12 protein-coding genes are annotated in these 13,341 nt (G+C 70.5%); 1 reads left to right on the top strand and 11 read right to left on the bottom strand.

Annotated features, from left to right (window positions below; all coding sequences use genetic code 11):
- Position 1: 1 nt before the first annotated feature.
- The 5 genes from PKF00_RS13635 to PKF00_RS13615 all read right to left on the bottom strand — a co-directional run bounded on the left by PKF00_RS13635 (position 2) and on the right by PKF00_RS13615 (position 5,806).
- Positions 2-1,309 carry a M16 family metallopeptidase gene (locus tag PKF00_RS13635; protein ID WP_271218144.1) on the bottom strand — a complete coding sequence of 436 codons (1,308 nt, stop codon included), beginning with the start codon at positions 1,307-1,309 and terminating at the stop codon, positions 2-4.
- The gene (locus tag PKF00_RS13630; protein WP_271217845.1) at positions 1,309-3,639 is read right to left on the bottom strand and encodes a polyribonucleotide nucleotidyltransferase; all 2,331 of its coding nucleotides are present in this window, start codon (positions 3,637-3,639) and stop codon (positions 1,309-1,311) included. The genes PKF00_RS13635 and PKF00_RS13630 overlap by 1 nt, the downstream gene beginning before the upstream one ends.
- Before the next feature lie 315 nt (positions 3,640-3,954).
- Complete coding sequence (gene rpsO / locus PKF00_RS13625; RefSeq protein ID WP_271217844.1) at positions 3,955-4,224, bottom strand: 30S ribosomal protein S15; 270 nt, start codon at positions 4,222-4,224, stop codon at positions 3,955-3,957.
- Positions 4,225-4,496: 272 nt separating this feature from the next.
- Entirely contained in the window at positions 4,497-5,450 is a 954-nt protein-coding gene (locus PKF00_RS13620; protein ID WP_271217843.1) for a bifunctional riboflavin kinase/FAD synthetase, read from the bottom strand.
- A gap of 32 nt (positions 5,451-5,482) precedes the next feature.
- The gene (locus PKF00_RS13615) at positions 5,483-5,806 is read right to left on the bottom strand and encodes an oligopeptide/dipeptide ABC transporter ATP-binding protein (protein ID WP_271217842.1); all 324 of its coding nucleotides are present in this window, start codon (positions 5,804-5,806) and stop codon (positions 5,483-5,485) included.
- Between the two features lie 132 nt (positions 5,807-5,938).
- On the opposite strand from PKF00_RS13615, the gene PKF00_RS13610 reads away from it, so the two are divergent.
- Complete coding sequence (locus PKF00_RS13610; RefSeq protein ID WP_271217841.1) at positions 5,939-6,751, top strand: FadR/GntR family transcriptional regulator; 813 nt, start codon at positions 5,939-5,941, stop codon at positions 6,749-6,751.
- 100 nt (positions 6,752-6,851) lie between these two features.
- Here PKF00_RS13610 and PKF00_RS13605 read toward each other — a convergent pair whose 3' ends face one another.
- The 6 genes from PKF00_RS13605 to infB all read right to left on the bottom strand — a co-directional run.
- Complete coding sequence (locus PKF00_RS13605) at positions 6,852-8,267, bottom strand: leucyl aminopeptidase (protein ID WP_271217840.1); 1,416 nt, start codon at positions 8,265-8,267, stop codon at positions 6,852-6,854.
- A gap of 74 nt (positions 8,268-8,341) precedes the next feature.
- Positions 8,342-9,241, bottom strand: coding sequence for a tRNA pseudouridine(55) synthase TruB (gene truB, locus PKF00_RS13600; protein WP_271217839.1), 900 nt, complete (start codon positions 9,239-9,241; stop codon positions 8,342-8,344).
- Positions 9,242-9,392: 151 nt separating this feature from the next.
- Complete coding sequence (locus tag PKF00_RS13595; RefSeq protein WP_271217838.1) at positions 9,393-10,391, bottom strand: DHH family phosphoesterase; 999 nt, start codon at positions 10,389-10,391, stop codon at positions 9,393-9,395.
- Positions 10,388-10,870 (bottom strand): 30S ribosome-binding factor RbfA, encoded by a 483-nt coding sequence (gene rbfA / locus PKF00_RS13590; RefSeq protein WP_271217837.1) that lies wholly within the window; start codon positions 10,868-10,870, stop codon positions 10,388-10,390. Before rbfA ends, PKF00_RS13595 begins: the two co-directional genes overlap by 4 nt.
- A 68-nt stretch (positions 10,871-10,938) precedes the next feature.
- Positions 10,939-11,238 carry a DUF503 domain-containing protein gene (locus PKF00_RS13585; protein ID WP_271217836.1) on the bottom strand — a complete coding sequence of 100 codons (300 nt, stop codon included), beginning with the start codon at positions 11,236-11,238 and terminating at the stop codon, positions 10,939-10,941.
- 128 nt (positions 11,239-11,366) lie between these two features.
- A partial coding sequence (infB, locus tag PKF00_RS13580; protein WP_271217835.1) for a translation initiation factor IF-2 occupies positions 11,367-13,341 on the bottom strand: 1,975 nt, incomplete at its 5' end.

Genomic DNA, 13,341 nt, shown 5'->3' with positions numbered 1-13,341 from the left:
CTCACTCCAGTGCCGAGGAGAAGTCCCTGTCACCGTAGGGACCCACGACCGCCAGGGTCATGGGTCGTGTCAGGATGTCCCTGCCCACGGTCTGGATCTCCTCGAGGGTGACGGCCTCGATCCTGCCGAGCACCTCGTCGACCGACATCAGCTTCTCGTGCACCAGCTCGCTCTTGCCCAGCCTGGACATCCGCGACCCGGTGTCCTCGAGACCGAGCACGAGACCGCCTCGCATCTGTCCCTTGCCGAGGACGATCTCCTCCTCGGTGATGCCGTGCGCGATCAGCTGGGCCAGCTCGGCCCGCGCCACCTTGAGGACCTCGTCGATCTTCGGCGGCAGGCAGCCGACGTAGATGCCGAACTGGCCGGTGTCGGAGTAGGCCGAGGTGTAGCTGTAGGCGGAGTAGGCCAGCCCGCGCTTCTCCCGGATCTCCTGGAACAGCCGGGACGACATGCCTCCGCCGAACACGGCGTTGAGCACGCCCAGCGCGAAACGACGGTCGTCGTTGCGCGACAGGGCGGCGGTGCCCAGCACCAGGTTCGCCTGCTCCGTCGCCCGGTCGAGCACCGTGACGCCGGACAGGTAGGGGACCTCCGCGCCGCCGAGCCGAGGCTCGATGGGCTGCTCGTCGCCGCCCAGCGCGCCCGCCCGCTCGTAGGCGGTCGCCACCAGCTCGACCACCCGCTCGTGATCGACGTTGCCCGCGACGGCCACGACCGTGTGCGAGGGCAGGTAGTAACGGCGGTAGTACTCCGCGATCCGGTCGCGTGACAGCGCCTTGATCGAGTCGACCGTGCCGAGGATGGGGCGGCCGACGGGCGTGTCGCCGTACAGGGCAGCGGAGAACTGCTCGTGCACCACGTCCGAGGGATCGTCGTCGTGCATGGCGATCTCCTCGAGGATCACGCCGCGCTCGGCCTCGACGTCCTCGGCAGTGATGAGCGAGGAGGTGATCACGTCGGCGAGGACGTCGACCGCCAGCGGCAGGTCCTCGTCGAGGACCCGCGCGTAGTAGCAGGTGTACTCCTTGGCGGTGAAGGCGTTGATCTCACCGCCGATGCCCTCGATCGCCGCGGAGATCTCCAGCGCGTCCCGCGTGGGGGTGCCCTTGAACAGCAGGTGCTCAAGGAAGTGGGAGGCCCCCGTGTGCTCGGGGGCCTCGTCCCTCGATCCGATGCCGACCCACATGCCGACCGCGACGGAACGCACGGTCGGCATGGACTCGGTCACCACCCGGAGGCCACCGGGGAGGACGGTGCGCCGCACGACCCCGGCACCGTCTTTGCCGGGGTGCAGAGTGGTGGTGATCACGAGTTGCGGTCTTCTCCCCCGCGGCTCGCGCCACCGCCGCCGCCGCTGCTGCTGCGGGTGCGGGTGCGGCGGGGCCGCGACTCCTCGCGGGGACGCTCCTCGGCAGGAGCCTGCGGCTCCTCCTCGGCCGCGCCGCTCTCGGCCTTGGCCGCGGCCTCCTTCTCGATGACCTCGACGGGGACCAGGGAGAGCTTGCCGCGCGAGTCGATCTCGGCGATCTCCACCTGGACCTTCTCACCGACGTTCATGACGTCCTCGACGTTCTCGATGCGCTTGCCGCCGTGCAGCTTGCGGATCTGGGAGACGTGCAGGAGGCCGTCCTTGCCCGGCATGAGGGAGACGAAGGCGCCGAAGGCGGCGATCTTGACGACCGTGCCCAGGTAGCGCTCGCCGACCTCCGGCATGTGCGGGTTGGCGATGGCGTTGATCGCCGACCTGGCCGCCTCGGCGGACGGGCCGTCGGTGGCGCCGATGTAGATGGTTCCGTCGTCCTCGATCGTGATCTCGGCGCCGGTGTCGTCCTGGATCTGGTTGATCATCTTGCCCTTCGGGCCGATGACCTCGCCGATCTTGTCGACCGGGACCTTGATCGTGATGATGCGCGGAGCCGTCGCGTTCATCTCCGCCGGGGAGTCGATGGCCTCCTGCATCACGTCGATGATGGCCAGGCGCGCGCCCTTCGCCTGCTTCAGCGCGGCGGCCAGGACCGAGGCGGGGATGCCGTCGAGCTTGGTGTCGAGCTGGAGGGCGGTGATGACGTCCTTGGTGCCCGCGACCTTGAAGTCCATGTCGCCCATGGCGTCCTCGGCGCCGAGGATGTCGGTCAGCGTGACGTACTGGTCGCCCTCGTTGATGAGGCCCATCGCGATGCCCGCGACGATGCCCTTGAGGGGGACTCCGGCGTCGAGCAGCGACATGGTCGAGGCGCAGACCGAGCCCATGGAGGTCGAGCCGTTGGAGCCCAGCGCCTCCGACACCTGGCGGATGGCGTAGGGGAACTCCTCGCGGGTCGGCAGGACCGGCAGGAGCGCCCGCTCGGCGAGCGCGCCGTGGCCGATCTCGCGGCGCTTGGGCGAGCCGACCCGGCCCGTCTCCCCGGTGGAGTAGGGCGGGAAGTTGTAGTTGTGCATGTAGCGCTTGGTGCGCTCGGGGTTGAGCGTGTCGATCATCTGCTCCATGCGGAGCATGTTGAGGGTGGTGATGCCCAGGATCTGGGTCTCGCCGCGCTCGAACAGGGCCGAGCCGTGCACGCGGGGCACGACGTGGACCTCGGCGTTGAGCTGACGGATGTCCTTGACGCCCCGGCCGTCGATGCGGACGCCCTCGGAGATGACCCGCTCGCGCATGAGCTTCTTGGTCAGCGACCGGAACGCGGCGCCGATCTCCTTCTCGCGGCCCTCGAAGTCGGGGGCGACCTTCTCGGCCGCCAGCGCCTTGACGCGGTCGAGCTCGGTCTCGCGCTCCTGCTTGGCCGCGATGGTCAGCGCGGCGGCGAGCTCGCTCTTGACCGCGTTGGTCACGGCCTCCAGGACGTCGTCCTGGTAGTCGAGGAACACGGGGTACTCGCGGGTCTCCTTCGCCGCCACCTTGGCGATCTTGGACTGCGCCTCGCAGAGCACCTTGATGAACGGCTTGGACGCCTCCAGGCCCTGCGCCACGGTCTCCTCGGTCGGCGCGACGGCGCCCTCCCCGATGAGCTTGAGCGTGTCACGGGTGGACTCGGCCTCGACCATCATGATCGCGACGTCGCCGTCGTCGAGGACGCGGCCCGCGACCACCATGTCGAAGGTGGCGTTCTCCAGCTCGGAGTGGGTCGGGAAGGCGACCCACTGGCCCTCGATCAGGGCGACGCGCACGCCGCCGATCGGCCCGGAGAAGGGCAGCCCGGCGAGCTGGGTCGACAGGGACGCGGCGTTGATCGCGACCACGTCGTAGAGGTGGTCGGGGTTGAGCGCCATGATGGTGGCGACAACCTGGATCTCGTTGCGCAGCCCCTTGACGAACGAGGGGCGCAGCGGCCTGTCGATGAGGCGGCAGGTGAGGATGGCGTCCTCGGAGGGACGGCCCTCACGCCGGAAGAACGAGCCGGGGATGCGGCCCGCGGCGTACATGCGCTCCTCGACGTCCACCGTGAGCGGGAAGAAGTCGAAGTTCTCCTTGGGGCTCTTGGACGCCGTGGTCGCCGACAGGATCATCGTCTCGTCGTCGAGGTAGACGACGGCCGAACCCGCCGCCTGGCGCGCGAGCCGCCCGGTCTCGAACCGGATGGTGCGCGTACCGAAGGAGCCGTTGTCGATGACGGCTTCACTGCTGTGGACACCCTCCACGGGGGACCTCCTTGTGGTCGGTCGCCCGCGTCCACTCAGGCACGCGTCTCGCGCCTGAGTCGTCTGCTTGCCGGCTCCCCGTAGGTGCAGCGCCGGTCTTCGATCGAAGCGCCCGGTTCCGTATGGCTGAAGCCATGATGACCGGGGGCCACTACCGAGGACCGGCCCTCCGACGCCGTGGGGCGCGCTTGCTGTGCGGACGCGGGGCACTGTCTCGGCTATTCAGTTTGCTCATCGGGACGTGTCTTGACGGCGCGACGCGCCGACACCCCGTATGAGATGAGGGAGCGGCGCGGCCGCCGCTCCCTCACAATTTTATCGGCGCAGACCCAGCCGCTCGATGAGCGAACGGTAACGCTCGATGTCCTTGCTCTGGAGGTACTTCAGCAGCCTGCGGCGGCGGCCGACGAGCAGCAGCAGCCCGCGACGGCTGTGGTGGTCGTGCTTGTGCAGCTTCAGGTGCTCGGTGAGCTCGCTGATGCGCTTGCTCAGCAGCGCGATCTGCACCTCGGGGGAACCGGTGTCGGTCTCACCCTTGGCGTACTCACCGATGATCTGCTTCTTGGCGGCGGTGTCGAGCGACACATCTCTCCTTGGACTCTACGGGCACGCGGATCTTCAGATGCCCGAACGACCGTGCGTGCCTACAGTCGCCGTGGCGGGATCAGCGCCGGGGCTTCGACACCACCGGTTACAGAGCTGACACGCCAGATTACCATCAGGCCTCAGAAACTCGCACATCGGCGAGGACGCTCCGCGACGCGGGCGAATCGTCGCGGGCGCGCCGGGCGTGGACCCCGCGTGCGGCGGGGCGGGCGGCAGGGCGGGCGGACGCGCCCCGCGGCGGGAGCGGAGGTTCAGGAGGTGAGGCGGCGGGCCTCGTCGACGTCCGCGTGCATCTGCGCGATGAGCGCCTCGATCGAGTCGAACCTGAGGTTGGCGCGGAGCCTGCGCCCGAAGTCCACCGCCACGTGGGCGCCGTAGAGGTCGAGGTCGTCGCGGTCGAGGGCGTAGGCCTCGACGGTGCGGGGCACCCCCTCGAAGGTGGGGTTCGTGCCCACGGAGATGGCGGCGGGCCAGCGATGGCCGCCGTAGACGGCCGGGAGGTTGCCGTTGGAGACGCCCTGCAGCCAGCCGGCGTACACACCGTCCGCGGGGATCGCGGTGAACTCCGGCGACTCCACGTTGGCCGTCGGGAAGCCGAGCTGCCTGCCGCGCTGGTAGCCGCGCACGACCACGCCCTCGACCCGGTGCGGACGGCCGAGCGCGACGGCGACGGCCTCCATGTCGCCGGCGGCGAGCCGTTCGCGGATGAGGGTGGAGGAGATGGTGTCGCCGTTGCTCACCAGGGGGACCGCCTCCGCCACGAAGTCGTACTTCTCACCGAGGGTCTGCAACGTCTCGACGTCACCGGACGCCTTGTGGCCGAAACGGAAGTTCTCCCCCACGACGACCCCCGCCGCGTGCAGCCGGTCGACCAGCACGGTCTGCACGAACTCGTCCGGGCTCATCCGGGAGAACTCCAGCGTGAACGGCAGCACGCAGACCGCGTCCACGCCGAGACCGGCGAGCAGCTCGGTGCGGTGCCTGGCCGTCGTCAGCCTCGGCGGATGCGTGCCGGGCCGCACGACCTCCTCCGGATGCGGGTCGAAGGTCACGACCACGGAGGGGAGCCCGAGCTCCCCCGCCATCGAGACGGCCCTGGCCACCATCTGCTGGTGCCCCTGGTGAACCCCGTCGAAGACGCCGATCGTGACGACGGACCTGCCCCAGTCTTCGGGCACGTCGTCCAATCCGTGCCAGGCTCGCACCGCGACCTCTTCCCGTTGTAGCGGATCGACCCCTAAAGCCTGCCATGCTCCCCGGCTTCGGCTCCAATCGGGGAGCGCATTGGAAAGCGGCAGGCCACCTGACGTCCGCCGACACGGCTCAGCGCCGGGCGTTCCACCCGGCAGCGCTCCTGGGCGATCGGGCAGCGGGGACGGAGGGAACAGCCGGTCGGCCGGTCGATCGGGCTGGGCACGTCGCCGTGCAGCACGACGAGCGGGGCCTTGTCCGCCACACCGCCCGCGGCCCTGCCCGCGGTCAGGTCGCCGGTGACGCGATACCAGGTCCGCCACTCTCCGAAGGGGGCGAAGCCCTGGGTGGTCGGTTCAGGGGTGGCCACCGCGATCCTCCATACAGCAAGGGGGAAGCATGCCGCCAGATGCGGCGAATGTCCGCTTGTAGACATATTAAGGATTAATGGCCTGAACATAATACCTTTTATAGGATCACCAGGTTGTGTAACGTGCCGGGTGTGCCCCCCGACGCGACCCCCCCGACCACCGACGACCTCTCCCGCATGCTGAACCAGGTGCTGGACGGCGCCCCCCGGCCCGCAGCCCTCGGCCCCGTCAGGGTGCACTCGGTGGCCACCGAGGTGGCCGACCGGCTGATGACCGCCGTCGCGACAGGCGACTACCTGCCCGGCGAGCGGCTCCCCGGAGAGCGCGAGCTCGCCTCGATCCTGGACGTGAGCCGCGCGACGGTCCGCGAGGCCATCGGCAGACTCCAGGCCGTCGGCATCGTGGAGATCAAACGCGGCCGGACCGGCGGCGCGTACGTCAGGACGAGCTGGACCGAGGCGACGGCCTCCGCGGTGCGCCGGACGCTCCTGCCCCGCTGGCCCGAGCTGGAGCAGCTGTTCGACCTGCGCTGCCTGGTCGAGGGGATGGTCGCGCGGGCCGCGGCGCTGCGTCGTACCGAGGAGGACCTGGCCGCGATGCGCGTGGCGCTGGACGGCTACGCCAGGGCGCGCACGCTGGGCGAGGAGCAGGCCGCGGACGCCGCCTTCCACGCCGCCGTGCTGGCCTCGACGGGCAATCCGAAGATCGTCGAGTTGAGCAGGGACATGCTGACGCGGGTGAGCCTGGGCTTCCCCGTCGAACCGTACGGGGAGGACGACCCCGAGGACTACCAGCGGGCGCTGATCGAGCACAGGAAGATCTACGAGGCCATCGAGGCGGGCGACGCCGAGCAGGCGGGCTCCCTGGCCGAGGAGCACTTCACCCTCACCTCGGACATGATGCGCGCCATGCTCGGACGCGCCCAGGGACGCCCGTCCGGCTGACACACGGCAGGAAGACCCGGCAGGCGACCCGCCGAGGCCGCCGGGGGCCGGGCCTTGGGCGCGGGCGGTCCAGGAGAGCCCCGGGCCGCCCGCGTACGGCTCAGGCCCCGGAACGGGACTCCAGATAGCCGATCAGCGTGCGGACCATCACACCCGTCGCCCCTGCGGGCCCCAGGTCGGTCGCCCTGTCGCGGTAGGCGGTCGCGGCGAAGTCCAGGTGCGCCCAGGGCAGGCCCGCGGTGAAGGGACGCAGGAACAGCGCGGCGATCGTCGCGTCCGCGAAACTGCCGCCCTCGTTCTTGGCGTCGGCCACCTCGGACCTGAGACGCTCGGCGTACGGCTCCCAGAGCGGCAGCTCCCACATCGGCTCCCCGGCCCGCGCGCCGGCCGCCACCAGCTCGCCGACCAGCTCCCCGTCGCTGCCGAGCACCCCGGTGACCTCCTCGCCGAGCGCGTGCATCACCGAATACGTCAGCGTGGCCGCGTCGATCAGCACGTCGGGAGAGCCCTCGGCCAGGTAGGCGAGCGCGTCGGCCAGCACGAGGCGGCCCTCGCTGTCGGTGTCGGTCACCTCGGTCGTGCGCCCGTTGCGGTGCGTCAGCACGTCCCCCGGACGGGTCGCCGTCCCGCTGACCATGTTCTCCGCCGCGGGCACCACGGCGGTGACCCCGACCGGCAGCCCGAGGCGGGCGGCCGCCTGGACGACCGCGAGCATGGTCGCGCCTCCCGCCATGTCGCACTTCATGGTGGACATCCCCTTGAGGCTCTTGATGGCCAGCCCGCCGGAGTCGAAGGTGATGCCCTTGCCCGCCAGGCCGACCGTGCCGCTGACGCCGTCACCGGGGTGGCTCACCTCGATCAGGCACGGCGGGTTCGCGCTGGCCGCGCCGACGCCGAGGATCCCGCCGAAACCACCCTCCCCGAGCTCCGCCGCCTCCAGCACCCGCACGCCGAGGCCGCAGGTCTCGGCCATCGCGCGCGCCCGCTCGGCCAGGTCCATCGGGACCAGGTCGCCCGCGGGGGTGTTGACCAGGTCCCTGGCGAAGGTCACCGCGTCGGCGACGACCCGCGCCCGCGCGAGCCCGTCCCGCTCCGCGCCGCCCTCCTCACCGGCCAGGACGATCACCTCTCGCAGCGCCTGCCGCGGCGGCGCGCTCTTGTAGCCGTCGAAACGGTAGCCGCCCAGGCGCACGCCCTCGACGACCGCCTGAACGTGGGGGAAGGCGATCGCCACCGTGGGGAAGTCGGCCAGCCTGGGCGCGACGCGGCCGATCGCACGCCGTACCGCGTGCTCGTCGCCGCCCGCGCCGACGCCGACCAGCAGGACGGCGCCCGCTGTGAAGGCGTCGCCGTCCCTGCGGGGCAGCAACAGCTCCTCACCGGTCTGGCCGGTGAACCTGACCTGCTCGAGGACTCCGCCGAGGCCCAGCCCCGGGTCGTGCCCCTCGCGCACCGGCACGACGAGCAGGTCGGCGGTGATCTCGGCGGCGGGCAGACAGGAGAGGGACACCTCCATGAGGCACTCCTAACAGCGCTAAATGGTTCGGTTCATGAACCATAAAGCACCATCTCGCCGCGCGAAGCGTCGGGTCAGGGAACGAAGACCGCCAGGGATTTGGTGATTCTCCCCTGTTCCTCGACCAGCGCCAGCAGCGTGCCGTCCGGGCCGAACACCCCGATCGGCCCCTTGCCGAGACGCAGCGACGGCAGCCGCCCGCCGTGCGCGACGAGGACCGCCTCCTCCTCGGTCACGTCACGGCGCGGGAAGGCCGCCGCGACCGCCTCCGCCATCGGCAGGATGACGCAGTCGGCGGAGAGCTGCTCGATCGTCCGGGCCGTCGACAGGTCGTACGGTCCCACCCGGGTGCGCCGCAGGAAGGTCAGGTGGCCGCCGACGCCCAGCGCGGCCCCCAGGTCACGGGCCAGCGCCCGGATGTAGGTGCCGCTGGAGCAGGTCACCGAGACGTCGACGTCGACCAGGTCGCCCTCGCGGCGGACCTCGGTGACCTCGAAGGCGGAGACGGTCACAGGACGCGCCTCGAGGGCGACCTCCTCACCCGCCCTCGCCCTCTTGTACGCGCGTTCGCCGTTCACCTTGATGGCGCTGACCTGCGGAGGGATCTGCATGATCCGTCCCGTCAAGGCGGCGACGCCCTTCCTGACGTCGTCCTCCCCGACCCCCGCCGCCGAGGCCGAGGCGGTGATCTCCCCCTCGGCGTCGTCGGTGTTGGTCGACTGGCCGAGCCTGATCGTCCCGTCGTAGCCCTTCTCGGTGAGCGCCAGGTGGCCCAGCAGCCTGGTCGCCTTCTCCACGCCGAGCACCAGCACCCCGGTGGCCATCGGGTCGAGGGTGCCCGCGTGACCGACCTTCCGGGTGCCCGCGACGCCCCGCATCTTGCCGACGACGTCGTGCGAGGTCCACTCGGCGGGCTTGTCCACGATGATCAGTCCGCTCGGCGGCGGGGTGCGCTTGGCGCGAGGCGTGCTCATGGGAGGTCCTCATCAAAGAAGCTGTGGAAGTGAACGGGGAACCCGGGCGCGGGCTCTCCGGGAGCCGGGGAGCCCGCGCCGGGGCGACGGCCATCCGCCCCGGCGAAGGACGCGTGGCGGCGCGAAGCCCTGGCCGCGGACTCCGCGGGTGCTACAGCAGGGCGCGGAAGCTCGCCATGGTCTGCTCGACCGGCAGGTGGGAGGTGAAGCCCGCCGCCTTGGCGTGTCCGCCGCCGCCCAGCGCGGCGCAGACGCGCGAGACGTCCACCCCGCCCTTCGAACGGGTCGAGACCTGCCAGGCCCCGTCGTCGTCCTCCTTGAGGACCACGGCGACGTCCGCCTCGTCCGTGCGCCTGACCACGTCGATGATCCCCTCGAGCTCGTCGTACGGCAGGCCGTACGCCGCCCGGTCGGCCCGGGTGACGAACGTCCAGACCAGCCCCTGCCCCGTGGAGCGGTCGAGCTCGACCCTGTCCAGAGCGGCGCCGAGCACCCTGAGGTAGCCGAACGGGGAGCGGTCCCACAGCTCCCTGGCCATCTCCTCGGGATCCAGCCCCGTGGCCAGCAGCCGGGCGGCCATGGCGTGCGCCTCGGGGGTGGTCGAGGAGTGCCTGAACGAACCTGTGTCGGTGACCAGCCCGGCGTACAGACAGGTCGCGACGTCCCTGTCGACCGGCAGGCCGAGCCGGTCGAGCAGCTCCTCCACGAGCACGGCGGTGGCCGCCGCGCCGGGGTCGACCAGGTTGAGCGTGCCGAACCCGGTGTTGGAGGCGTGGTGGTCGACCACGACCAGCTCTCGCGCCTTGCCGGCGTTCGCGGCCAGGACGCCGAGCCGGTCGGCGATGGGGACGTCGAACGTCATCATCAGCTCGGGTGAGGGCGGATAGGCCCCGGGCTCGACCAGCAGCTCCTGCCCCGGCAGGAAGCGCAGCAGCCGGGGCACCCTGAACCTGCGCTCCCCGAAGGAGGCGGTGACCCGCTTGCCCCGCGCGCGCAACGCCATCCCGAGGGCGAGCATCGAGCCGAGCGCGTCGGCGTCCGGCGAGATGTGGCAGGCCAGCGCGACCTCGTCGGCGGAGGAGACCAGCCCGACGGCCCGGTCCCAGTCACGACCTGGAACCGAGCCTCCACCACGCACGTCGGGCGTCACGTCGCGGAGCGTCCCGCGTGCTCAGACGGCTCCTCTTCGCCGTCCTCGAACCCGTCCTCGTCCTCTTCCGGCCTGCGGTACGGGTCGGCGTCCCCGGCGTGCTGCGCGCCCTCGGCCTTGCGGGCGATCTCGGCGTCCCTGGCCTTGGCCTCGGCGAACAGGCCGTCCAGATGGCGGGCGCTGTCGGGGAGCGGGTCGTGCGTGAAGGTCAGCGTCGGCGTGTGGCGCAGCCCCGTCTGACGGCCGACCTCGGAACGGATGAGCCCCTTGGCGCTCTCCAGCGCCGCCGCGGAGTCGGCCCGCTCCGCCTCGGAGCCGAACACGGTGTAGAACACCGTGGCCTCGCTCAGGTCGTTGGTGATCCGCGCGTCGGTGACGGTCACGAAGCCCAGCCTCGGGTCCTTGATCCGACGCTCCAGCATCTCCGCCACGACCTGCTGGATCCGGTCGGCGATCTTACGTGCGCGTGCGGCGTCCATATTCGCTCCCCCCTTCTCACAGTAACGACCGGACACGAAGGCTCACTCCGCGACCGGCCGTCCTGTGGCTAGTCCTCGTCCTCGTTGTAGAGCCGCTGTCTGGCGGACAGCAGCTCGATCTCCGGGTGGAAGGCGACCAGGCGCTCGCAGTCGTCCAGCACCGCGCCGCAGTTGGCGGCGGTCGCTGAGACCACGGCGATCCCGATCTCGGTACGGCGGTGCAGATCCAGATGGCCGGTCTCCGCGACGGCCACACCCGGGAACCGTCGCTGCACCTCGGCGATGATGGGACGCACCACGGAGCGCTTCTGCTTCAGCGAATGAACGTCGCCGAGCAGGATGTCCAGTGTCAGGGCACCTACATACATGTTGAGTCACTCGCCACGGACGTCACCGTGCGCCGACGGCGCGGAGGCCGCCCGCCGACCGAAGGCCCCGCCCACATCGTGGGCGGTTCCGACGGCCGGCGAACGGTCCTCCTCGCCGGATCGGAGCATCAGACGCGCGGCTTCTCCCGCATCTCGAACGTCTCGATGACGTCGTCGAGCTTGATGTCGTTGTAGCCGACACCGATACCGCACTCGTAGCCCTCGCGGACCTCGGTCGCGTCGTCCTTGAAACGACGCAGCGACGAGACGGTGAGGTTGTCGGAGATGACGACACCACCACGGATGAGGCGTGCCTTGCTGTTGCGGACGATCGTGCCCGAACGGACCAGCGCACCGGCGATGTTGCCGATCTTCGGCACCTTGAAGACCTCGCGGACTTCGGCGGTGCCCATCTGGACCTCTTCGAACTCCGGCTTGAGCATGCCCTTGAGGGCCGCCTCGATCTCCTCGATCGCCTGGTAGATGACCGAGTAGTAGCGGATGTCGACGCCCTCGCGCTCGGCCAGGTCGCGCGCCCTGACCTCGGGACGCACGTTGAAACCGATGATGACGGCGTTGTCGTCCGCGACCGCGAGGTTGACGTCGTACTCGGTGATCGCACCGACGGCGCGGTGGAGCACCCGCAGGCGCACCTCGTCGCCGACGTCGATCTTGAGCAGGGCGTCCTCGAGAGCCTCGACCGAACCGGAGACGTCACCCTTGATGATGAGCTTGAGCTCGTCGACCTGGCCCTTCTCCATCTCGCTGAAGAGCTCTTCGAGGGTGCGGCGGCGGCCGGACCTGGCCATGTCCGCGATGCGCTTGCGAGCCGCCCGCTGCTGGGCGATCTGGCGCGCCATCCGGTCGTCGGTGACGACGATGAAGTTGTCACCGGCTCCCGGCACCGCGGTCAGACCGAGGACCAGCACCGGACGCGACGGGTCCGCCTCGTCGATCAGCTTGCCGTTGTCGTCGAGCAGCGCCCGGACGCGGCCGAAGGCCTCGCCACAGACGATCGAGTCGCCGACCCTGAGCGTGCCGCGCTGGACCAGCACGGTCGCGACCGGGCCACGGCCCTTGTCGAGGTGCGCCTCGATCGCGACGCCCTGGGCGTCCATCGTCGGGTTGGCCCGCAGGTCGAGCTCGGCGTCCGCGGTGAGCAGGATGGCCTCGAGCAGGTTGTCGATGCCGGTGCCGTTCTTGGCGGAGATGTCGACGAACATCGTGGTGCCGCCGTACTCCTCGGCGACCAGGCCGTACTCGGTGAGCTGGGCCCTGACCTTGTTGGGGTCGGCGCCCTCCTTGTCGACCTTGTTGACCGCGACCACGATCGGCACGTCCGCCGCCTGGGCGTGGTTGAGCGCCTCGATGGTCTGCGGCTTCACACCGTCGTCCGCCGCGACCACCAGGACGGCGATGTCGGTCACCTTGGCACCGCGGGCACGCATGGCGGTGAACGCCTCGTGACCCGGGGTGTCGATGAAGGTGATCTTCCGGTCCTCGCCCTCGTGCTCGGTGGCGATCTGGTAGGCGCCGATGTGCTGGGTGATGCCACCCGCCTCGCGCGCGACCTCGTTGGTGTGCCGGATGGCGTCGAGCAGCTTGGTCTTACCGTGGTCGACGTGACCCATGACGGTCACCACCGGCGGACGCGCGACCAGGTCGCCCTCGTCGCCCTCGTCCTCGCCGAACTCGATGTCGAAGGACTCGAGAAGCTCGCGGTCCTCCTCCTCCGGGCTGACGACGAGCAGGTTGTAGTCCAGCTCGGCGGCGAGCAGCTGCAGCGTCTCCTCGTTGACCGACTGCGTGGCGGTCACCATCTCGCCGAGGTGCAGCATGATCTGCACCAGGGACGCGGGGTTCGCGCCGATCTTGTCGGCGAAGTCCGCCAGGGAGGCGCCACGCGACAGGCGGATCGTCTGACCGCCGCCACGCGGAGCCTGCACGCCGCCGATCGCCGGGGCCTGCATGTTGTCGAACTCTTGACGCCGCTGACGCTTGGACTTGCGGCCACGCGTCGGACGGCCTCCGGGACGACCGAAGGCGCCCGCGGTGCCGCCGCCACGGCCACGGCCACCGCCGCCACCGGGACGACCGGCGAAG

This window comes from Streptosporangium carneum, from assembly GCF_027922005.1.
In the GTDB taxonomy this organism is placed as follows: Bacteria; Actinomycetota; Actinomycetes; order Streptosporangiales; family Streptosporangiaceae; genus Streptosporangium; species Streptosporangium carneum.
Note: the sequence above shows the minus strand (reverse complement) of the source record. Positions and strands in the feature narration are given on the sequence as shown.